This window comes from Kushneria sp. AK178, assembly GCF_053903105.1.
Genome location: NZ_CP096381.1, coordinates 2,343,131 through 2,364,424, shown reverse-complemented (window position 1 = coordinate 2,364,424; position 21,294 = coordinate 2,343,131). Strand labels below are relative to the sequence as shown.

Genomic DNA, 21,294 nt, shown 5'->3' with positions numbered 1-21,294 from the left:
CTATGCTGTATCGGTGGCTGATGACAGGGGCATGGTTATTGCTGGCCCTGATGGCACTGCCTGCTCAGGCGTCACCACAAGGTGCCGCCCCGGAGCAGGGGGATGTTCGCCTGGCGGTGGATGTCTCCGGCAGCATGAAGGCCAACGACCCCGACAACCTGCGTGCCAGCGGCGTGCGCCTGCTGGTCGATCTACTGCCCGACGAGGCGCGTGCCGGGCTCTGGACCTTCGGTCAGCAGGTGGCCAATCCGCTGGCCATGGGCGCGGTCAACGATCAGTGGCGCCAGCGGGCGCTGTCCGTTCTGCCGCAGCTGACCCGCTATGAACAGTTCACCGATCTCGAATCGGCGCTCGAGCTGGCGACCGAGGGCGTCACGGGCGATGGCCGCACGCATCTGATCGTACTGACCGACGGCATGGTGGATATCCCCGCCATCAGCGACAAGCCCGCCCGGGACCGCGCCTCGCGCGAGAGGATCATCAATACGCTGGCGCCGGATCTGGCCGGGCGCAACGTGGTCATTCACACCATTGCGCTTTCCCGCAATGCCGACATCGAGCTGATGCGCGCCATCTCTCAGGAGACCGGCGGGCTGGCCTCGGTGGCGGAAGACTCCCGAGCGCTTCTGCGCTCCTTTCTGGACGTGCTCAATCAGGTCGCACCGCGCCAGCAGCTGCCACTGGAAGACAAAAAATTTCAGGTCGACGATCAGGTGCGCGAGTTTACGGCGCTGATCTTTCATGACCGGGAAGAAGGTCCGATCACGCTGGTCAGCCCCGATGGTGAGCGTCTGAGCATCGACGCGCCGGGGGCGGCGAGTCGCTGGCGCCATGATGATCGCTATGAGCTGATTACCGTGCCCGAGCCCGCCGCCGGGCAGTGGCAGATCGAAGGACCGGTCGGGGCCGGCTCACGGATTCTGATCGATTCGCCGCTCAGGCTGCGAAGCGCCGATATACCGGCCACACTGTACGCGCATGTCGATCAGCCGCTCGAGGTCTGGCTGGAAGGCGATATCGACCGGGGCGACGACCCGGCGCAGCGGCCGTCGGTCGATGCCGTGCTGCGAGGCCCGGACGAAGAGATCACCAGCACACGTTTGCAGCATGAGGCGGACGGGCATTACCGTGGCCGGCTCGAGCACATCGACCGGACAGGCAATGCCGAGCTGGCGCTTCAGGCGCGCAGCGACACCTTCGCTCGACTGCTGACGCGCAGTGTCAATGTGGTGCCGATCATCGATGCCGCGCTGGCCGGTGATCAGTCCCGCATCGCGCTGACGGCGACCTGGCCCCGTCTGACGCAGGATAATACCCGGATCGATGCCACCCTGCTGGGAGAGACGCTTGACGTTGCGCCTGCAGGGGAGAGCCGCTGGCAGGTCACGCTGCCCGACACGCTCCCCGATGAGTCCGTGTCGGTCGCCCTGACGGCCACGGTGGCGCTGGACAATCGCATTCTCGAGATCCCGCTGCCGCCGGTCATGCTTAACCAGGACGCCGCGACCCGACTGTCCGGGGCAAGTCTCGATCGCGATGCGATCAGCGGCGAACGAATGGCTGACCCACAGGGCGATGAGGCGGATCCATCATGGTCGCTGCAGCGTCTGTGGCAGCTGGCGCAGGACAACTGGCCGGCCGCCAGAGCACAGGCCATGCAGTGGCTGCAGGACCCGCGGGCGTGGTGGGTCGCCGGCGCGCTGCTGCTGCTCTATCTACTGCTTGCCTATCGACGGCGTCGCCTGCGACGTCGGCGTCCCCCACAAAGGAGAGACCCGAGTGTGTGAGCTACTCGGCATGAACGCCAACCGACCGGTGACTACCGGCTTCAGCTGGCGTGGATTCAAGCATCGTGGGGGCGTCAACGGCCCCCATCGTGACGGTTTCGGTATCGGCTTTTACCGCCGTGACGGCTATCACGATTTTCATGATGTACGCCCGGCCACGGACTCACCGCTGGCGGAACTGCTCGGTTACGACGATATTCCTGCTCTGACCATGCTGGGCCATCTTCGCCATGCCAATGAGGGCAGTGTCGAAGTCCGCAACACCTATCCATTCACGCAGACCATGAAGGGGCGGCGCTGGTGCTACACCATGCAGGGGCAGCTTGAAGGGTTCGAGGCACTCGAACTTTCCGGCCGATTTGTCCCACTGGGGACCACGGATGGCGAGCATGTTTTCTGCTGGCTGCTCGATCAGCTGTCGACGGTGGATTGCGGTGACTCATCTGCCGTGTGTGGGCTGCTGCGCGAGTGCGGGGAGCGGCTGTCATGCATGGGCGTTTTCAACATGATGCTCGGCGACGGCCGAACGCTTTATACCTACTGCAGCAAGAAAATGTGCTGGCTGACGCGCCGGGCGCCCTTTGGCACCGTCACGTCGCTGGACAGCGGCGAGCATATCGATCTTGCCGAATACTGTCACAGCGCCACGGTCTATACCCTGCTGGCAACGGCGCCCCTGACCAGTGAATCGGGCTGGAAGGACATGCACCCCGGCGAGGCAATGGCCTTTTGCAACGGCGAGCAGTGCGCGGTCAGTACCCCGGAAGCCGTGCTGGCCTGAAAACGCGCCGGGCCGAGGCGCGCCTGGCACCCCATGAAAGACGCCGCAGACCCGACAGATGTCTGCGACGTTTCTCTCATCTCAACGCCTCTCAGCTCAGCTCTTCTTCGCTGAACATCCCTTCAAAGAGCGCGGTGGAGAGATAGCGCTCGCCGCTGTCGGGCAGGATCACGGCGATGGACTTGTTCTTGTAAGCCGGGTCGTCGGCCAGCCGCAGGGCGGCGACCATGGCCGCGCCGCAGGAGATGCCGACCAGCATGCCTTCCTCACGCATCAGGCGACGCGCCATGGCCATGGCCTCGTCGCTGCTGACGGCTTCCACCTGATCGACAATGTCCAGATCCAGATTGGTCGGAATGAAATTGGCGCCGATACCCTGGATCCTGTGACCCGCCGGGGTCAGGTCTTCACCGCGCAGGCGCTGGCCGATGATGGGCGATTCAAGCGGCTCGACAGCCACGCTGTGCAGCGCCTTGCCTTTCGTTGTCTCAAAATAGCGGGAAATGCCGGTGATGGTGCCACCGGTGCCAACGCCGGCCACCAGCACGTCCAGATCGCCGTCGGTGGCGTCCCAGAGTTCGGGGCCGGTGGTCTTTTCATGAATTTCCGGGTTGGCCGGATTCTCGAACTGGGCCGGCATGAAGTAGCGCTCGGGCTCGGCGTCGCGCAGCTCGGTGGCGCGCTCGACGGCGCCTTTCATGCCGCGGGCCGGTTCGGTCAGCACCAGCTCGGCGCCCAGCGCCTTGAGGACCTTGCGCCGCTCGATGCTCATCGAGGCCGGCATGGTCAGCTTGACCCTATAGCCGCGGGCGGCGCCCACGAATGCCAGGGCGATGCCGGTGTTGCCGGAGGTGGGTTCGATGATCGACATGCCGGGCTTCAGGGCGCCGCGCTGTTCGGCATCCCAGATCATGTTGGCGCCGATACGGCACTTGACCGACAGCGCCGGATTGCGGGACTCGAGCTTGGCATACACGCGAGGGTGGTCGGTCAGATGCCGGATCCTGACCAGCGGGGTCTGTCCGATTGCCTGAGAGTTGTCTTCCAGAATCCTGCTCATCGCGTGCTCCATGATCAATGGGCTGCCCGAAGGGGCAGTGAAAGGGTCTGTCGTATTGTGTCGAGGGCCGTGACGCGCGTCGAGTCCCGACGCCTGCGTCCGGATCACGAGCTTTCATGCTATTTTAGGGGCTTTCCATGAAACGATGTTTGGCCGCAAGCGCCATGATGATCGGGAGAGGGCATGAGCGAGATGACGACGGCACCGGCACTGCTTGAGGGGCCAGCGCTTGAGAAGGATGACGGTTACCGGTCGATTCTCGACGTGTTTGAAAGGGCCTGCACGCAGTATGCTCATCGCCCGGCCTTTACCTGCATGGAGCACACGCTGACCTACGCGGCCATGAAGGACCTGGTGGACCGCTTTGCGCACTGGGTCGTGTCGCAGACCGCCATGTCACCCGGTGACCGCCTGGCGATCGTGCTGCCCAATCTCCTGCAGTACCCGGTGGCGGTCTTCGGGGCCCTCAAGGCCGGACTGGTGGTGGTCAATACCAACCCGCTGTATACCGCCGACGAGATGCACCACCAGTTCGAGGATGCCGGCGTCACCGGGGTCGTGGTCTTTGCCCACATGGCCCACAAGCTGGAAGCCGTTCTCGAGCGCATGACGATCGACCACGTCATCGTCACCGAGGTGGCGGATCTTCACCCCTGGCCCTCGCGTCTCAAGTACAACCTTGGCGCTCGCTACATAGCGCGCCAGGTGCCGCGCTACCATCTGCCCGGCGCCGTCTCGATGCGTCAGGTTCTGAAACACAAGGGGCAGGTGGTTCAGGACCGCTGGGGCCGCGATGATGATCTGGCCATCCTGCAATATACCGGCGGCACCACCGGCACGCCCAAGGGCGCCATGCTCTCGCACGCCAATCTGGTGGCCAACATGCGCCAGACCGGGGAGGTGCTGGGCAGCGCCGTGACGCGGGGGCAGGAAACCATCATTGCCCCGCTGCCGGTCTATCACATCTATACCTTTACCGTGAACTGCATGTTCGGCTGCGAAACCGGCAATCACAGCGTGCTGATTCCCAATCCGAAGGATATCGACGGCTTTATCAAAACGCTGGCGACATATCCGTTTTCTGCCTTTATCGGGCTCAATACCCTGTTTGCAGCGCTGTGTCGGCGCGAGGATTTCAGGAAACTGGATTTCAGTCACCTGAAGCTCAGCGTCTCCGGCGGTATGGCGCTCAACACCACCACGGCCAGCCGCTGGCACGAGATTACCGGTTCTGAAGTGCTGGAAGGCTACGGCATGACCGAGACGTCACCGGTGGTCTGCGTCAACCCACCGGACAAGATTCAGCCGGGGGCGATCGGTCGACCGGTGGCGGGTACCCGGCTGCAGGTGCTTGACGACAATGACCGGCCGCTGGGGTACGACACGCCCGGCGAGCTGTGCGTGGAGGGACCGCAGGTCATGAAGGGCTACTGGAACCTGCCCGAGGAGACGGCCCGCACGCTCTTTAAGGATGGCTGGGTCCGGTCGGGGGATATCGCCGTGCTGCAACGTGACGGCTTTGTGCGCATCGTGGATCGCAAAAAGGACATGATTGTCAGCTCGGGCTTCAATATCTATCCCAACGAGGTCGAGGATGTGCTCCTGCGTCACGAGGATATCCACGAGGCGGCCGTGATCGGCGTGCCGGACGAGGACAGCGGTGAAGTCGTGGTGGCCTTTATCGTGCCGCGCAACGGGGTCAGCCCGGATGCCGGGGCGCTGAAGGCGTGGTGTCGACAGGAGCTGACCGGCTACAAGGTGCCCAGGCGATTCGAGTATCGCGATCAGCTGCCGCGCAGCAATGTCGGCAAGGTGCTGCGCCGCGCGCTGCGTGACGAACTGGCCGATCACGCCGGGTAACACCGGAGGCGGCCGGGCGCCTGCCCGTTGGCTGCCGGCCCCCCATTGGCGCTACAATAGGGCGCGGTTGATTGACCACTTTTCTCCCGGACGGCCATGGTGGATGCCATGGCCGTTGTCACTACCGCTCCGGCGGTTTCAATGGTCCAGAGGGTAGCTTGAGCGATAACGTGACTTACTCTGGTGAGTCGGCGCAGGAGGCGCTTGCGTCTCTGCGTCGCCGCCTCGATGACGCGCTGATCAGTGATGCCGCGGCGCAGGGGCAGCGGCTGGAACGCCTGACCGGGCGTATCCGGCGCGGTCAGCCCGTGGACAAGGCGCTAAAGGATATCGATGCCCGGCTGACCCGCTCGGCAGCCCTCGTACAGGGGCGGCGCGAGCAGAACGTGACGCTGGACTATCCGCCGGAACTGCCGGTCGCCGAGCGCCGCGATGATATACGCGAGGCCATTCGCGATCATCAGGTGGTGGTGGTGGCCGGCGAAACCGGCTCCGGCAAGACCACCCAGCTGCCCAAGATCTGTCTGGAGCTGGGACTTGGCGTGCGCGGCGTGATCGGGCATACCCAGCCGCGTCGACTGGCGGCGCGCAGCGTGGCGCAGCGCCTGGCGCAGGAAACCAGCACTGCGCTGGGCAGCGCCATCGGCTATCAGGTGCGCTTCACCGACCAGACCGAGGCGACCACCCGGGTCAAGCTGATGACCGATGGTATCCTGCTGGCCGAAACCCAGCATGATCCGCAGCTTTTGCGCTACGACGCGATCATCATCGACGAGGCGCACGAGCGCAGTCTCAACATCGATTTTTTGATGGGGTATCTCAAGCGTCTGATGGCGCAGCGTCCCGATCTCAAGATCATCATTACCTCGGCCACCATCGACGTGGATCGCTTCTCGCGCCACTTCGGTCAGCATCACGACGATGGCACTGTCACGCCGACCCCGGTCATCGAGGTCTCCGGGCGCACCTATCCCGTGGAGACGCACTACCGCCCGCTGGTGCGCGAGGAAGACGAGGAGGAGGATCAGACGCTGCAGGAAGGTATCGTGGCGGCGATCGAGGAGATCGGACGCATCGAGCGTGAAAAACGCTGGTATACCGGGCCGCGCGATATCCTGATCTTTCTGCCGGGCGAGCGCGAAATTCGCGAGACCGCCGATACGCTGCGCCGGCTCGAACTGCGCGACACCGAAGTGCTGCCGCTGTATGCGCGACTGTCCAACAGCGAGCAGAACCGCGTGTTTGCACCGCATACCGGACGACGCATCGTGTTGTCGACCAATGTGGCGGAGACGTCGCTGACCGTACCCGGCATTCGCTACGTAGTCGACCCGGGGCTGGTGCGCATCAGTCGCTACAGCTATCGCGCCAAGGTACAGCGCCTGCCGATCGAGCCGATCAGCCAGGCCAGCGCCGATCAGCGTCGCGGTCGCTGCGGTCGTATCGCCGAGGGCGTGTGTATTCGCCTTTACAGCGAAGAGGACTATCTGTCGCGTCCGGCCTATACCGAGCCTGAAATCCAGCGCACCAATCTGGCCTCGGTCATTCTCTCCATGCTGTCACTCGGGCTGGGTGATATTGGTCAATTCCCCTTTGTGGACGCCCCGGACAGCCGCTTTATCAAGGATGGTTTTCGTCTGCTCTTTGAGCTGGGTGCCGTGGATGAGCGTCAGCATCTGACCAAAACCGGCCGACAGCTGGCGCGATTGCCGATCGACCCGCGCCTGGCGCGCATGGTGCTGGCGGCCGGTGAGTTCGGCAGTCTGCGCGAAACGCTGATCGTGGTCAGCGCGCTGTCCATTCAGGATCCGCGGGAGCGCCCGGCGGACAAGCGTGAGGCGGCCGATCAGAAGCATCGTCAGTGGCTGGACAAGGATTCCGATTTCACCGCCTGGATCAATCTATGGCAGGGGTTTGAAGCCAGTCGCGCCGAGCTGTCGGGCAATCAGCTGCGGCGCTGGTGCCGCGACAACTATCTGAGTTATCTGCGCCTGCGCGAATGGCATGACACCTACCGCCAGCTCAAGCAGCTGACCCGCGAGCTCTCGCTGGTTGAAAACGAGGGGGAGCCCGACATCGATCGCCTGCATCAGGCGCTGCTGACCGGACTTTTGTCCAATCTGGGCATGCATGCCGCCTCCGACAAGGAGCCGCGGGAGTATCTGGGGGCGCGTAACCGCAAGTTCATGATCCACCCGGGGTCCGGTCTCGCCAAACGCAAGCCCAAATGGATCATGGCCGGTGAAATGGTGGAAACCACGCGGCTGTTCGCCCGGCAGGTAGCAGGCATCCGTCCGGAGTGGATCGAGCCGCTGGCGACGCATCTGACCAAACGCAGCTACAGCGAGCCGCACTGGGAGATGAAGCGTGCCCAGGTGGTGGCGTTTGAACAGGTGACCCTGTTCGGGCTGCCCATCGTGGCCCGGCGCAAGGTGCACTACGGTCCCATTGCCCCCGAGGAGTCCCGCGAGCTGTTTATCCGCCACGCGCTGGTGGAGGGGCAGTTTCAGACGCAGGGCGCATTTTTCGAGCACAACCGGGCGCTGATCGAGGAGGTCGAGGATCTCGAGGATCGGGCGCGGCGTCGCGACATCATGGTTGATGAGCAGACGCTGTTTGAATTTTATGATGCGCGTTTGCCGGCCGATATCTATAACGGCAAGAGTTTCGAGCGCTGGCGGCGTCACGCCGAGCAGCAGGACAACAGCATCCTGTTTCTCGACCGGGAGACCCTGCTGGCACGCGAGGCCAGCGAGGTCACGGTCGAACAATACCCTGATACGCTGGAGCTGAGCCATCAGGGCGGCGGGATTCGCTATCCGCTGAGCTATCATTTTGCACCAAACGAGCCGGACGACGGGGTCACCGTGACAGTGCCGGCATCGATGCTCTCCACTCTGCCGGAAGAGCGTCTCGAGTGGCTGGTACCGGGGCTGCGCCGCGACAAGGTAATCGCGCTGATGAAGTCGCTGCCCAAGCAGTATCGCCGGCAGGTGGTGCCGATTCCGGACTGGGCGGATGCCGCGCTGTCGGCGCTGACGCCGGGCAGTGTGTCGTTGACCTCGGCGCTGGCCGAGTTTCTGCGCCAAAAGACCGGCATTCGTCTGCCAAACGATGAGTGGCGCGCGGAGCAGCTGCCGCTGCATCTGATCATGAACATCCGCGTGGTGGATCATGACGGCCGGGTGCTGGGAGAAGGGCGTGATCTGAACGCGTTGATCGAGCGCTTCGAGCGCGAAGCCGAGGCCGGCACGAAAGCCATGGCCGGTGATGCCCTGTCGCAGCAGGGGCTGACGCAGTTCCCGGCCGGTGAGCTGCCGTCATCCCATGTGCGAGATCAGGCCGGCATTCGGGTCGAGGCCTGGCCGGCGCTGGTGGATGAAGGCGATACGCTGGGCGTGACGCTCTTTGATCATCCCGACAAGGCGCACGAGCAGCATCGCCACGGCATCAAGCGGCTGGCCATGCGCCGCCTGCCGGATCAGGTCCGCTTTCTGGCGCGCGATCTCCCCGGGCTTGAGCGCTGCGTGCTGCTCTATGCCAATGTCGGCACGCGGCGGGATCTGGTGGATGATTTCATCGAGGCCGTATTCCTGAGAGTATTCGCCTTCGATCCGCTACCGCGCGATCAGGCGGCCTTCGAGGCGCGTCTCGACAGCGAGCGTTCGCGTCTACATGAGACGGCCGAAACACTGGTGGCCCTGCTGGAGCAGATTCTCAAGCGCCATCTGGAGGTGAGCAAGGCGCTCAAGGGCAGGGTGGCCTTCAATCTCGCGCTGAGCTGGAGTGATGTCCGTGCCCAGATGCAGCGACTGGTCTATCCGGGCTTTATCAGCGCGGCCGGTGAGTGGCTGGCCCAGTATCCGCGCTATATGGAGGCGGCTCAAATCCGGGTCGAAAAGGCGCCGCGCGAGGTGCGACGCGACCAGCTGGCCATGGAGGAGGTCAATGACTTTCAGCGCCGGCTCGACGAACGTCGCACCAGAAACGGCGCATCCGCTGTCCAGGATCAGGCGCTGGAAGCCTTTGGATGGTGGCTCGAGGAGCTGCGGGTATCACTGTTTGCCCAGCAGCTGGGAACGCTGGCACCGGTGTCGGCCAAGCGTCTGGAGCGCCAGTGGCAGGAGATCACGGCTTCCTGACCCATGACTGATGGTCAATGGACTGTACAGTGGCCTGAAATCGGCTGACAATGCGGCGTCAGAACCCTTTGCGCGCTATTAAAATCAGCGATCGAGCCTGCGGGAACGACCATCAGAGGGTTGCTGCAGCACAATACGATGCAGTGTCCTGTAATACTGCAGATACAAGAGGGACAGGGTGAACGAATGAAGACATGGACGAATATCGCCGCGGCAACCTTTACCTGTGTCACGCTGGCAGGCTGTGCCGGTGCGCAAACGCAGGACAGCAACCCCCAGGACCCCTGGGAGGGCTTCAACCGCGGGGTATATTCCTTTAACGACACGCTGGATCGCTATGCGCTCAAGCCGGTCGCGCAGGGGTATGATTACGTGACGCCGACACCGGTGCAGGAAGGTGTCGGCAACTTCTTCTCCAACCTGGGGGAAGTCAGCAACTCCTTCAACAGTCTGCTGCAGTGGAAGCTGACCAATGCGGGCACGTCGCTGGGCAGACTCCTGATCAATACCACGCTGGGGCTGGGTGGTTTCCTCGACCCTGCCACCCGCATGGGCATCGATCAGCACGACGAGGACTTCGGCCAGACCCTGGCGACCTGGGGCGTGGGCTCGGGTCCCTATCTGGTCCTGCCGTTTCTGGGGCCAAGCACCGTGCGTGATACGGCCGGTATGCCGGTGGACTGGTATACTGATCCGGTCACCTACATCGATGACGATGTCACCCGCTGGAGCGTACGCTTCATTGATCTGGTACAGACGCGAGCGTCGCTACTGGATCGCGAACAGCTGATTCGCGGCGATCGCTATTCGTTCATTCGTGATGCCTACCTGCAGCGCAGGGCGTTTCTGATCAATGACGGCCGTTCCGGTGAAGATCCCTTCGCCAGCGACGATCTCGAGTTCGATGACAGTGACTTTGCGGACTGAATGCCTCAAACGACCACGACGGAAAAGCGTTCATGCCCGTCACGACGGATAGGATAGCGCTTGTCGATGCGCCGGGCGCGCGTCGCGACGCGCTCTATCGGTCGCTGTCGGCATGTGATCGATTCACGCTGCTGACGGCCGATGATATCGAGACACTGCCCGACAACGCGGATGGTCTGATCGTGGCGGCCGAGCTCGTCCCGGCTCCGGGCTGGGCATCGCTGGCCCGGCGCCTGCCCGTGATCGTTATCAGTCAGACGCGCGACAGCCAGGCGCTACTGGCTGCGGTGGAGGCCGGTGTCATCGATTACATGATCGACCCTGTCGGGCAGGAGGCGCTTTTGAGTCGTCTCATGCTGCGGGCCATGGAGTCGCGGCGCCTGCAGGTGGCGGCCCTGCGTGACCGGGATCGGCTTGAGGAGCTCAATGAGCAGCTCCAGACGCATCTGAGCACGCTGCGTACCGATCTTCAGGCCGGTGGGCAGATTCAACGGCGGCTGCAGCCGATGCCGTGTACCAGGCTCAACGGGATCGAGGGCGACTACTGGATGGCGCCCTCGCTGTACCTGTCGGGGGATTTCCTTGACTACCAGGCCCATGGCGAGCGTCATGTCCTGTTCTGTTTTGCTGATGTGGCCGGGCATGGGGCCTCGTCGGCCTTTGTCACGGTACTGCTCAAGGCACTCTTTCAGCGCTGGCTGTCGCGCTGGAACGCGCGTCTGCCGGAAAATCTGCCTGCCAGATGGCTGGCCCGACTCAATCGGGAGCTGCTGGATACGGGCGTCGGCAAGCACGCGGCCATCATGGTCGGCGTTATCGACTGCCATACCCGCATGCTGCACTACTCGCTGGGCGCCCAGATGCCCATGCCGATTCTGGCCACCAGGGACGGGGTGCGTCAGCTGGAGGGGGAGGGACCCGCGGTCGGCCTGTTTCCGGACGTCGAGTATCCGACCTATCACTGTGAGCTGCCGCCGGATTTCAGGCTCTGGCTCTGCTCTGATGGGGTCTTTGACTGTCTGCCGGGAGACAATCTCGATCATCGACTGTCTGCCCTGTGCGAGCATATCGGCAATGCAAAGAGCATCAGTGATCTGAAATCATCGCTGGCCCTGTCCGATGCGTTACCGGATGACATTACCTTTCTTACCCTGAGCGGTTTCAACGATGGATGAAGGACGACTCCAGGCGGCTTTCGAAAACGGCACCTTTGTGCTGAGACTGACCGGCGATGTGCGCCTGACCCTCTGCGCCACCCTGGACCAGCAGGTACAGCCGCTGGCGGAGCTGCCGGGACTCGAGCGCGTCATCATCGATCTGCGCCAGGTGACCAACATGGATTCCACGGCGCTGGGATTTCTCGCCAAGATCGCAATGGCCGTACGCCATCGCATTGCCGGTCAACCGCTGGTGGCCGTGGACCACCCTGATGTCAGGCGCATGCTGGACGTCATGGGATTTCAGCAATATGTCACCATTATCGATATCCCCTGGTCAGAGCCTGCTACCTTTAGTGATATCCCCGCCATGGAAACCAGCGAGGAAGCGCTGCGGGCGCGCATCATCGAAGCACACCGCACGCTGGCCGCGATGAGCGAGCACAACCGTCTCGAGTTTCAGCCGCTCATTGATCTGCTGGAAGCCCAGCGCGACACCTGATCACGGTGATCGTGCTCCCGCCGGGGAAAGCATGACCCTCATGACCTGATCTGGAGAACAACTTGCCTATTATCGGGGCCAGACGTCTGGCGCTGCTGGTGGCCGCCAATACGGCACTGGCACCCTTTGCCATCGACGCCTACCTGCCTGCCATTCCTGCCCTTGCCCAACACATCGATGCCAATATTCATCTGACCGAGCTGTCGATCAGCATCTTTTTGCTGGGCATGGCGCTGGGCCAGCTGATCTTTGGCCCCCTGTCGGATCGGGTAGGGCGCAAGCCGGTGCTGCTGGGCGGCATCACGACCTTTACCCTGGCCAGTCTTTTGATCACACAGATCGATACCTTCTGGGCGCTCATGGTGCTGCGGTTTCTGCAGGCGCTGGGCGGCGGCGCCTGTGTGGTCAACTCACCGGCCATTGTGCGTGACTGCTTTTCGGGACGAGAGGCCGCGCGTGTCCTGTCCACCATGGTCATGATTCTGATGCTGGCACCGCTGGTGGCGCCGACCGTTGGAAGCCTGTTGCTGACGCTGGTCGACTGGTGGGCCATATTTCTGTTTCTGGCGCTCTATGGTGCCGCGTTGCTGTATCTGATCGTGACCTATCTGCCCGAAACGCGGGCGCCGGAGCACCGTGCCCCTCGCGGGGCCGGACAGGTCATGCGCAACTATGCGCTGGTGCTCAAACATCGCGAAGCGATGGGCTATATTGCGGCCGTCGCGCTGTCCTTTGCCGGCATGTTCAGCTTTATCAACAGCTCTCCCTATGTCTATATGGAGCATTACGGTGTTTCCAGTCAGCTCTATCCGTTCATTTTTGGTGCCAATATTGTTGTCATGGCACTGTCCAATCGGCTGAACATACGTCTGCTGGCACGCTACTCTCCTCAGCAGCTGCTCAGGCTGGGACTGGGGATTCAGCTGAGCGCCGGCGTGTTGATCGTTCTGACGGTCCTGACGGGGCTGGATACGCTATGGTGGATGGTGGTGCTGGTGATGTTTTTTGTCGGGGTCAATGGGCTGATTTCCCCCAATGCCGTCTCTTCCATGCTGGATCACTTCCCCGGCATGAGCGCCACGGCCAATGCCGTGCTGGGCAGTCTGCAGTTTACGGCTGGCGGGCTGGCAGGCGCGCTGGTCAGCGGGCTTCAAATGGCCAGTATCTGGCCGATGGTACTGGGCATGGTCGGTGCCAGCCTTTGCGCCAATACGCTCTTGCGCGTACTGACGCCATCCGTTCGTGCCGGCGAGAAGGCATCGTAAACCGCGTACTGCACGATGGGTGCAGGCTGTAGCAATGTGTGATATCAGCATTCGAGAGGCGGGCATGAAATACGACCCCGGGCAGGATCAGCACCATTTTCCCTATCACCTGATACTCACCTTTGCGTCGCTGGTCATCATCGTGACGGGGTTGAAGCTGGGGGCCGGTCTTTTCATCCCGGTACTCCTGTCGCTGTTTATTGCGATTTTGTGTTCCCGCCCGGTCAAGTGGCTCCATGGTCGTGGCATGAGCGTCAATCTATCGATCCTGTGCGTGCTGTTCGTCGTGGCACTGGTCAGCGCGCTGCTGATCTGGCTGGTGACGGCGCGTCTGGGCGATCTGGTAGATCAGCTGCCGGAAATGGAACAGGCGCTGGCGGATCATTATGCAGGACTCCTGCAGTGGTTCGATGCGCTCGGACTGCCCTTTGATGCAAAAGCGCTTCAGGAGGCGCTGGATCCGGGCATGATGATGGACTCCCTGCCATCGCTGCTGGGCGGTATCGGTAATTTCATTACCCAGCTCGGCATTATTATCATCCTGATCATCTTTATCCTGTATGAAACGCTGGATTTTCCCTACAAGCTGTCCCAGGCGATCAAGCAGCCCCACGGCAGCCTGGCGCGTTTTACGCAGTTTTCCAGAACGCTACAGCGCTATCTGCTGGTCAAGACAGTCATCAGCGCCGTGACCGGGGCGCTGGTGGCCGCCTGCTGCCTGATCCTTCAGGTCGAGTTCGCACTGTTGTGGGGGGTGCTGGGCTTTTTCCTCAATTTCATTCCCAACATCGGCTCCATCATCGCGGCGGTGCCGGCGGTGCTTTTGACCCTGGTCATGCCGGAGGGCGGCGTCGTCAAGGCTGCCATTCTCAGCGGTGCCTACATCACGATCAATTTCGTGCTGGGTAACCTTATCGAACCCCGCATCATGGGGCAGACGCTGGGAATGTCCACCCTGGCGGCGTTCATGTCGCTGGTATTCTGGGGCTGGCTGTTCGGCCCGGTGGGGCTTTTCCTGTCGGTTCCCCTGACCATGTCGCTCAAGATTTTGCTCGACAGTCATCCCGATACCCGCTGGCTGTCGATACTGCTGGGCCCCAATCGAGAGCGGCGGCGACGGGCCAGGGAAGGCATGCCTACGGAAGACCGCAGCGCTTGAGCCGGTATGACGGCAAGGGCAGGACATAAAAAAACGCTCCCCGATGGGGAGCGTTTTTATTGTCCGGCAGGCTCTGATCAGGCGTTCTGATCGATAAACTGCACCAGCTGTGTCTTGGACTGGGCACCGACCAGGGAAGCGACCTTGGCGCCGTTTTTGAACATGACGACAGTAGGCACACCACGGACGCCCTGTTCGGCAGCGATGTCCTGAGCATCGTCGACATTGATGCTGACGACCTTGAGGTCACCCGACTTCTCTTCGGCGACTTCATCCACGACGGGGGCCATCATCTTGCAGGGACCGCACCAGGGCGCCCAGAACTTCAGCAGGACAGGCTTGTCAGCCTGCATGACTTCCTGGTCGAAATTGGCGCTGGTAACGTCAATGTTGTTAGCCATGATTTACTCCAGTGATTGCATGTACAGGCTGTATGACAAGGGATGTTAGCGGGTCGCCAGAGGTGAGGCAAATGTGTCTCTGCGATGATGTCCATTGAACAAAGCGATTAACCCCCGCCGCCGACTCAGAAAAACGCATACCGGATGCCCATGCTCAGCAGCAGCAGCGTCAGCATGGCGCGCAGCAGATTGTCCGGCAGATATCTTGAAAGCCAGGCCCCCAGATGGATGGCCGGTACGGAGCCGACCAGCAGGGCCAGCAGCAGGGCGAAGTCAACGTTGCCCAGCAGCAGGTGGCCACCGCCGGCCACCAGCGTCAGGGGCACGGCGTGAGCGATGTCGGTGCCCACGATTCGACCCGAAGAGAAAAAGGGGTAGAGCAGCATCAGCACGGCCGTGCCGAAGACGCCGGCGCCTACCGAGGACAGCGTAACGCATATCCCCAGAACAATCCCGGCCACCAGCGTCAGGGGGGCAACGTGGCGATTGACCCAGCGATCGCCATGACCGGTCCAGCGCTGAAGCGGTGTCTTGAAGATCAATACCATGGCAGTGAGGATCAGCATGATCCCGAGTGTTGTGGTAATCAGGGCGCTATAGTCATGGGCGCCGGTGAAAAAATGGTTCAGCAAAAAGACGGTCACGATCGCTGCCGGGACACTGCCGGCAGACAGGCGCAGCGTGACCTTCCAGTCAATGTGTCCCTGCCTTTGATGACTGAAGATACCGCTGATCTTGGTAAAGGCGGCATATAACAGGTCGGTTCCCACGGCAACATGCGGGGGAAATCCGAAGGTCAGCAGAAGGGGGGTCATCAGGGAGCCACCGCCGATGCCGGACAGTCCTACCGCGATACCGACGCCTGCGCCGGCCAGTACATAAAGCAGAAAATCGATAAGTGACATGCTGGATCCCGTGGCGTTGGCAAGAGCTTTGCGCTGCAGGAATCTAGGGGTAATCTTTTATTCTGAAAAGGAATGATTGTTCATTATTTTAGACCCTGATAGCATTAGCAGGCGATGTTACGTCCCTTTTTATCCGGCTTCCGGGCTCATCCTGCAGGAGGTTAATGCCTTGAAACTTCAGCAGCTTCGCTATATCTGGGAAGTTTCCCGGCATAATCTGAATGTCTCTGCCACGGCACAGAGTCTTTTTACGTCCCAGCCCGGCATCTCCAAACAGATCCGGCTGCTGGAAGATGAGCTGGGCATCGAAATATTTGCGCGAAGCGGCAAACATCTGACGAGAATCACGCCGGCGGGAAGGCCCATCGTGGACCTCGCCGGTGAGGTGCTGCGCAAGGTGGATGATATCCGTCATGTGGCGCAGGAGTTCAGCGACGATCGTCGTGGCAGCCTGTCGATTGCCACGACCCATACCCAGGCCCGTTATGCACTGCCGGCCGTCATCAGCGGCTTTACCCGCCGCTATCCGGATGTGGCCCTGCACATGCAGCAGGGGACGCCGCGTCAGATTGCCCAGATGGTCTGCGAGGGCATGGCGGACTTTGCCATCTGTACGGAGTCGCTGGATCTTTTCAACGATCTGATTCTGCTGCCCTGCTATCGCTGGAATCGGTGTGTACTGGTACCCAGGGATCACCCGCTGGCCGGGGACTCTCATCTGACCCTCGAGGCGCTCGGTCAGCATTCGCTGGTGACCTACACCTTCGGCTTTACCGGCCGCTCCCAGCTTGATGATGCCTTCAAGGCGCACGGTATCACGCCCAATGTGGTGCTGACGGCCGCGGACTCCGATGTCATCAAGACCTATGTCCGGCTGGGGCTGGGCGTCGGGATCGTGGCCCACATGGCCGTTGATCCGGTGGCAGATCATGATCTGGTGGCGATCGATGCCAGCCATCTTTTTGAAAGCTCGGTCACCCGGATCGGGATTCGGCGCGGCACCTTCATGCGTAACTACATGTTTGATTTCATTCATGAGTTTGCCGCTCATCTGGACCGCGATACGGTCGAGGCGGCGCTGGAGTCGAGTCCGCACGCCGAAAACGCCCTGTTCGAACACATGGAGCTGCCGGTCAGATAGTCTTCGGTCGACGACCCGGGGCACCATGTCACCCTGGGCACCATGTAAAAAGGCTCGCCAAGAGAATGGCGAGCCTTTTTTGATGCCGACCAGGCGATATGTGTCGAGGTTTCAGTGCTGCAGGTGCAGACCGCATTCGCGGGTTTCTTCACCCTTGGTCGGGTCGAAGTAATCGAAGTTGTTGGGCAGGCCATGCCTGACCAGATACTCATGCATGTCCTTGCTGCTCCAGTGCAGCACGGGAGCGACCTTGATCAGGCCATCCTGATTGACGCTGACCGGCTGCATCTGCGCGCGGGTGGCCGTGTCGGAAGCGCGCAGCGCCGTGAACCAGACGCCCGGGTTGGTTTCGCGAAGCGCACGCTCGAAAGGCTCCAGCTTGACCTCCTTTGTGAAGGCTTCGTGGCGTGGATCGTCCAGCGCCGGGGTCGGCCCTTCCACGGCTTCACGATGCGCGCGCGTACGCAGGGGCAGATAGATGATGCGGTTGAGGCCGAGCTGTTGGCTCACGTCATCGGCAAACTGATAGGTGGCCGGGGTATTGTAACCGGAATCCATCCAGACCACGGGAATGTCGGGACGAACACGGGTCACCATGTGCAGAATGACGGCCTCGAAGGGGCGAAAGTTGGTGGTGCAGATGGGGCGCCTGTCGAGCGACAGTGCCCATTCCACCAGTGCCTGCGGATCGTTGCCCAGTCTTGTATTGATATCATCGATATCCAGCGACATTTGCCATCTCCATCATCAATCGTGGATGCCCCGTCAGGAGCCGTTTGGCAGGCACGATAGCAAACCACCTGCGCCTCTCCCCAATACCATTTGGTTCGAAGTTTAGAAGTCCTGTCCGTCGGCCTGCGTACCGAGCTGGCGCGTGGCGGCCAGCGGCGTGACGCGCGGCGGCTCGCCTTCAGGCCATTCGACATGCGCCCTGATGGCGTAGACCTCCCGCAGGCGTTGTTCGGTCAGCACCTCTTCGGGCGCTCCCGTGGCGCGTACCACACCGCCGGCCCCCATGAGCCACATGTGGCGGGAAAAGCGTGCCGCCAGGCTCAGGTCGTGGATGGCGAGGACGATGATCATCTGCTGTTCCCGGGCCAGAGCGACCAGCCACTCGAGCACCTGCAGCTGATGATGCAGATCCAGTGCGCTGGTCGGCTCATCCAGCATGAGCACCCTCGGCTCCCTGACCACGGCCTGGGCGATGGCTACCCGCTGGCGCTGTCCGCCGGAGAGCTGGCCGAGATCGCGCTCGGCATACTGCTCCAGCTCCAGGGTCTGCAGGGTGTGCTGTACCCGCTGCAGGTCGTTTTGCCGATCGCTTCGGTGGGTGGTGCGTCGTGCCAGCAGGACGGCTTCAAACACGCTGAGCGCTGCGCGCGAGGTAATATCCTGCGGCAGGTAGTAGATGCGTCCGGCGCGCTGGGTAATATCCAGCGTGTTCAATGCCGTCTCATCAAGGTCGATATGGCCGGTTGACGTTTCGATACCGGCGATGGCTTTCAGCAGCGTCGACTTGCCCGCGCCGTTGGGGCCGATCAGGGCCGTCAGCTCTCCCGGGCGCGCTTTTAGGCCGCTGACATCGTTCAGGATTTTTGTACGTCCAAAGCGTACCGACAGCGATTCAATCCGGAGGCTCATCCCCACACCTCGCGCCGGCTCTTGAGAATCAGCGAGACAAAAAACGGCAGACCGATCAGCGCCGTGATGATGCCGACCGGCAGCAGCACGCCGGGGACCAGGGTCTTGGACACGATGGAGGTCAGTGACATCAGAAGGGCCCCTGTCAGTGCTGACATGGGCAGAAAGACGCGTTGGTCCTCACCGACCAGCATGCGGGCAATGTGCGGGCCTACCAGACCGATAAAGCCGATGATGCCGACAAAGGCCACGGCCGTGGCGGCCAGCAAAGAGCTGCAAAGCAGTACGGTCAGGCGCAGTCGGCCCACATTGACGCCCAGCGCCCGTGCCTGCAGGTCGCCCATGCGAAGCGCCGTCAGGCGCCAGCCGGCAAAAAAGAAGATGGGCAGCGTGATCAAGAGTGCTGCAGTCACGATGGCGATCTTTGACCAGCTGGCCCGCGACAGCGAGCCCAGCGACCAGAACACCAGCTGCTGAAGGGACTCCGCCGAGGCCACATACTGCAGGATGCCGAGGGTGGCATTGAAAAAGAACATCAGGGCAATGCCCATCAGTACCATGGTCTGCACGCTGACGCCGCGCAGGCGGCTGACCAGCCAGATCAGAAGCGAGGCCACCATGGCCATGATAAAGGCGTTGAGCGTGGTCAGAAGCTCACTGGCGGCCGGGAAGAGTGACACGCCCAGCACGATGGCAAGTGCGGCACCAAAGCTGGCTGCTGCCGAAATACCCAGTGTAAAGGGGTCCGCCAGTGGGTTATTGAGGATGGTCTGCATCTCGGCGCCGGCGCTGGCCAGTGACATGCCCACCATGATGGCCATCAGGGCGACCGGCAGGCGAATCTCCCAGACAATGACCGCAATGGCACGGGGGGCCTCATCCGGCGAGACGATGGCACGCAGGATATCGACAATGCTGTACTGGCCGGGGCCGGTCGCCACATCAACCACCAGTGAGCACAGTGTGAGCACCGCCGTGATGGCCAGTAGCCAGTAGTGTCGCCGCCGCCGCTGAAGATATCTGTTGATACTGGAGTCTGGAGTAGGGGCGGTGACTGTCATGTAGGGCTACCAGCGCTCATCGGCATTCTCTGCGGCGGGCGGAAATGCCCGTGGTGATTGGAATGGTTATCAATCATAAACATCGCCTGCCTGAGCGTACAGGCGTGTTTATGTCAGGGCCTGCATCAGATGGCGAATCTTGTCCAGTGTCTCGATGTATTCACTCTCTTCATCAGAGTCTGCGACAAGCCCGCCGCCGCCCCACACATAAAGGGTGTCGTCTTCCCGGTACAGGGTGCGAATGGCGATGGAGGTATGCATGTTGCCACGCTGGTCGATGTAGCCGACGCTGCCGCAGTAGGGGCCGCGGCGCGTACCTTCCAGTTCGTCGATGATGTCCATGGCACGGATGCGGGGCGCACCGGTGATGGAACCGCCGGGAAAGGCCGCAGCCAGGGCGTCGATGGCATCGAGTCCCGCGGCAAGCTCACCCGTAATGGTGCTGACCAGATGATGCACGTTGCGATAGCTTTCCAGCGCCGCCAGTGCCGGTACACGTACCGTCCCGGCGCGACAGACCCGGCCAAGGTCGTTGCGCAGCAGGTCCACGATCATGACGTTTTCGGTGCGGTCCTTGAGACTGCCGGTCAGGTCGTCGGCCAGCTTCTGGTCTTCCAGGGCGGTGAGGCCTCGCGGGCGTGTCCCCTTGATGGGGCTGGTCATCAGCTGGCGGTCCTGCAGGTGCAAAAACCGCTCGGGGGAGAGAGACAGAATACTGCGTTCACGGCCGTCACGGTCGTTCCACGAAAGCCAGGCGCCAAAGGGCGCCGGTGTGGCCTGACGCAGTCTGCAATACGCATTCCAGCTATCTCCCTCACACCGTGCCTGAAAGCGCTGGGCCAGATTGACCTGATAGCAGTCGCCGGCATGTAGATAGTCGCTGACCCGTTGAAAGCGCTCGCCATAAGCCGCGCGATCGATATCGGCGCCAAAGTTGGTGGTCAGCGCAAAGGCGGTATCGTCATCGTCTTGTGACGTCCGAAGCCACGTCAGTACCTGATCACGGCGCTCGGCGGTGGCGATGAGATAGCTGCGCTGTCGCTGATGATCCTGAATCAACGCCCAGTCATGAAGGCCGAGTCTGGCCATCGGCAGGTCGATATCGGCAGCTGCGCGGCTTTCAAGCCTTTCGAGCAGGCGGCCGAAGTCATAGCTCCAGTACCCCATGAGTCCACCGGTAAAGGGAATGTCTTCGGCGGTATCCGGCGGGATTGTCTCGAGGTGGTGTAAAAGCTCGCGCTGCGCTTTTAGTGCCGTAGTGGCAGAGAGCGGTCTTGTGCTGTGGTATTGACCCTGAGCGTCCACTTCGATGATGGCAATCGGGTCGCTGCTCATGATGTCAAAGCGTCCCGACTGTGTATAAGGCCGGCCGCTATCGAGCAGGATCGCCTCGGGGCGATGACGCAGTCCTTCAAACCAGAAGGCCGGGTCAGCCTGGTAGGGCAGGGGATGAACTAGTAAAGGATCGGCAGACATGGTCATGTATCACAGGCTTTAGCGGAAGT

17 protein-coding genes are annotated in these 21,294 nt (G+C 61.8%); 10 read left to right on the top strand and 7 right to left on the bottom strand.

Annotation, left to right across the window (positions count from 1 at the left end):
- The first annotated feature begins 2 nt into the window (after positions 1–2).
- Complete coding sequence (locus tag M1D97_RS10840; protein WP_456267746.1) at positions 3–1,787, top strand: VWA domain-containing protein; 1,785 nt, start codon at positions 3–5, stop codon at positions 1,785–1,787.
- Complete coding sequence (locus tag M1D97_RS10835; protein ID WP_456267745.1) at positions 1,780–2,568, top strand: class II glutamine amidotransferase; 789 nt, start codon at positions 1,780–1,782, stop codon at positions 2,566–2,568. The genes M1D97_RS10840 and M1D97_RS10835 overlap by 8 nt, the downstream gene beginning before the upstream one ends.
- A gap of 91 nt (positions 2,569–2,659) precedes the next feature.
- Here the strand turns inward: M1D97_RS10835 and cysK are convergent, their stop codons facing one another.
- Positions 2,660–3,628: a cysteine synthase A gene (cysK, locus tag M1D97_RS10830; RefSeq protein ID WP_456267744.1), complete on the bottom strand. Its 969-nt coding sequence runs from the start codon at positions 3,626–3,628 to the stop codon at positions 2,660–2,662.
- A 183-nt stretch (positions 3,629–3,811) separates the two neighbouring features.
- Here cysK and M1D97_RS10825 point away from each other — a divergent pair, with 183 nt between their 5' ends.
- The 7 genes from M1D97_RS10825 to M1D97_RS10795 all read left to right on the top strand — a co-directional run bounded on the left by M1D97_RS10825 (position 3,812) and on the right by M1D97_RS10795 (position 14,640).
- On the top strand, positions 3,812–5,488 hold the full coding sequence (locus tag M1D97_RS10825; protein ID WP_456267743.1) for an AMP-binding protein: 1,677 nt from the start codon (positions 3,812–3,814) through the stop codon (positions 5,486–5,488).
- 170 nt (positions 5,489–5,658) lie between these two features.
- Positions 5,659–9,630, top strand: coding sequence for an ATP-dependent RNA helicase HrpA (hrpA, locus tag M1D97_RS10820; protein WP_456267742.1), 3,972 nt, complete (start codon positions 5,659–5,661; stop codon positions 9,628–9,630).
- 186 nt (positions 9,631–9,816) lie between these two features.
- Entirely contained in the window at positions 9,817–10,557 is a 741-nt protein-coding gene (locus M1D97_RS10815) for an MlaA family lipoprotein (RefSeq protein WP_456267741.1), read from the top strand.
- A 32-nt stretch (positions 10,558–10,589) separates the two neighbouring features.
- Positions 10,590–11,732, top strand: coding sequence for a PP2C family protein-serine/threonine phosphatase (locus M1D97_RS10810; RefSeq protein ID WP_456267740.1), 1,143 nt, complete (start codon positions 10,590–10,592; stop codon positions 11,730–11,732).
- Positions 11,725–12,216: an STAS domain-containing protein gene (locus M1D97_RS10805; RefSeq protein WP_456267739.1), complete on the top strand. Its 492-nt coding sequence runs from the start codon at positions 11,725–11,727 to the stop codon at positions 12,214–12,216. The genes M1D97_RS10810 and M1D97_RS10805 overlap by 8 nt, the downstream gene beginning before the upstream one ends.
- 62 nt (positions 12,217–12,278) lie before the next feature.
- Positions 12,279–13,481 carry a Bcr/CflA family multidrug efflux MFS transporter gene (locus M1D97_RS10800; protein ID WP_456267738.1) on the top strand — a complete coding sequence of 401 codons (1,203 nt, stop codon included), beginning with the start codon at positions 12,279–12,281 and terminating at the stop codon, positions 13,479–13,481.
- Positions 13,482–13,545: 64 nt separating this feature from the next.
- Positions 13,546–14,640, top strand: coding sequence for an AI-2E family transporter (locus M1D97_RS10795; protein WP_456267737.1), 1,095 nt, complete (start codon positions 13,546–13,548; stop codon positions 14,638–14,640).
- A 77-nt stretch (positions 14,641–14,717) separates the two neighbouring features.
- On the opposite strand, the gene trxA is transcribed toward M1D97_RS10795, so the two are convergent.
- Positions 14,718–15,041, bottom strand: a complete 324-nt coding sequence (trxA, locus tag M1D97_RS10790; protein ID WP_456267736.1) for a thioredoxin — start codon at positions 15,039–15,041, stop codon at positions 14,718–14,720.
- Between the two features lie 125 nt (positions 15,042–15,166).
- Complete coding sequence (locus M1D97_RS10785) at positions 15,167–15,946, bottom strand: sulfite exporter TauE/SafE family protein (RefSeq protein ID WP_456267735.1); 780 nt, start codon at positions 15,944–15,946, stop codon at positions 15,167–15,169.
- 169 nt (positions 15,947–16,115) lie between these two features.
- On the opposite strand from M1D97_RS10785, the gene cysB reads away from it, so the two are divergent.
- Positions 16,116–17,087, top strand: a complete 972-nt coding sequence (cysB, locus tag M1D97_RS10780; protein ID WP_456267734.1) for an HTH-type transcriptional regulator CysB — start codon at positions 16,116–16,118, stop codon at positions 17,085–17,087.
- Positions 17,088–17,198: 111 nt separating this feature from the next.
- Here the strand turns inward: cysB and M1D97_RS10775 are convergent, their stop codons facing one another.
- The 4 genes from M1D97_RS10775 to pabB all read right to left on the bottom strand — a co-directional run bounded on the left by M1D97_RS10775 (position 17,199) and on the right by pabB (position 21,265).
- Positions 17,199–17,819, bottom strand: coding sequence for a phosphoadenosine phosphosulfate reductase domain-containing protein (locus M1D97_RS10775; RefSeq protein ID WP_456267733.1), 621 nt, complete (start codon positions 17,817–17,819; stop codon positions 17,199–17,201).
- Positions 17,820–17,921: 102 nt separating this feature from the next.
- A complete protein-coding gene (locus M1D97_RS10770; protein ID WP_456267732.1) occupies positions 17,922–18,728 on the bottom strand; it encodes an ABC transporter ATP-binding protein in 807 nt (268 codons plus the stop codon).
- Positions 18,725–19,789: a FecCD family ABC transporter permease gene (locus M1D97_RS10765; protein ID WP_456267731.1), complete on the bottom strand. Its 1,065-nt coding sequence runs from the start codon at positions 19,787–19,789 to the stop codon at positions 18,725–18,727. Before M1D97_RS10765 ends, M1D97_RS10770 begins: the two co-directional genes overlap by 4 nt.
- A 108-nt stretch (positions 19,790–19,897) precedes the next feature.
- A complete protein-coding gene (pabB, locus tag M1D97_RS10760) occupies positions 19,898–21,265 on the bottom strand; it encodes an aminodeoxychorismate synthase component I (RefSeq protein ID WP_456267730.1) in 1,368 nt (455 codons plus the stop codon).
- Positions 21,266–21,294 lie beyond the last annotated feature (29 nt).

Coding starts and splice junctions, on each gene's coding strand:
- M1D97_RS10840 (WP_456267746.1), top strand. CDS start 3: ATGCTGTATCGGTGGCTGATGACAGGGGCATGGTTATTGCTGGCCCTG.
- cysK (WP_456267744.1), bottom strand. CDS start 3,628: ATGAGCAGGATTCTGGAAGACAACTCTCAGGCAATCGGACAGACCCCG.
- M1D97_RS10825 (WP_456267743.1), top strand. CDS start 3,812: ATGAGCGAGATGACGACGGCACCGGCACTGCTTGAGGGGCCAGCGCTT.
- M1D97_RS10815 (WP_456267741.1), top strand. CDS start 9,817: ATGAAGACATGGACGAATATCGCCGCGGCAACCTTTACCTGTGTCACG.
- M1D97_RS10810 (WP_456267740.1), top strand. CDS start 10,590: ATGCCCGTCACGACGGATAGGATAGCGCTTGTCGATGCGCCGGGCGCG.
- M1D97_RS10805 (WP_456267739.1), top strand. CDS start 11,725: ATGGATGAAGGACGACTCCAGGCGGCTTTCGAAAACGGCACCTTTGTG.
- M1D97_RS10795 (WP_456267737.1), top strand. CDS start 13,546: ATGAAATACGACCCCGGGCAGGATCAGCACCATTTTCCCTATCACCTG.
- trxA (WP_456267736.1), bottom strand. CDS start 15,041: ATGGCTAACAACATTGACGTTACCAGCGCCAATTTCGACCAGGAAGTC.
- M1D97_RS10785 (WP_456267735.1), bottom strand. CDS start 15,946: ATGTCACTTATCGATTTTCTGCTTTATGTACTGGCCGGCGCAGGCGTC.
- M1D97_RS10775 (WP_456267733.1), bottom strand. CDS start 17,819: ATGTCGCTGGATATCGATGATATCAATACAAGACTGGGCAACGATCCG.
- M1D97_RS10770 (WP_456267732.1), bottom strand. CDS start 18,728: ATGAGCCTCCGGATTGAATCGCTGTCGGTACGCTTTGGACGTACAAAA.
- M1D97_RS10765 (WP_456267731.1), bottom strand. CDS start 19,789: ATGACAGTCACCGCCCCTACTCCAGACTCCAGTATCAACAGATATCTT.
- pabB (WP_456267730.1), bottom strand. CDS start 21,265: ATGTCTGCCGATCCTTTACTAGTTCATCCCCTGCCCTACCAGGCTGAC.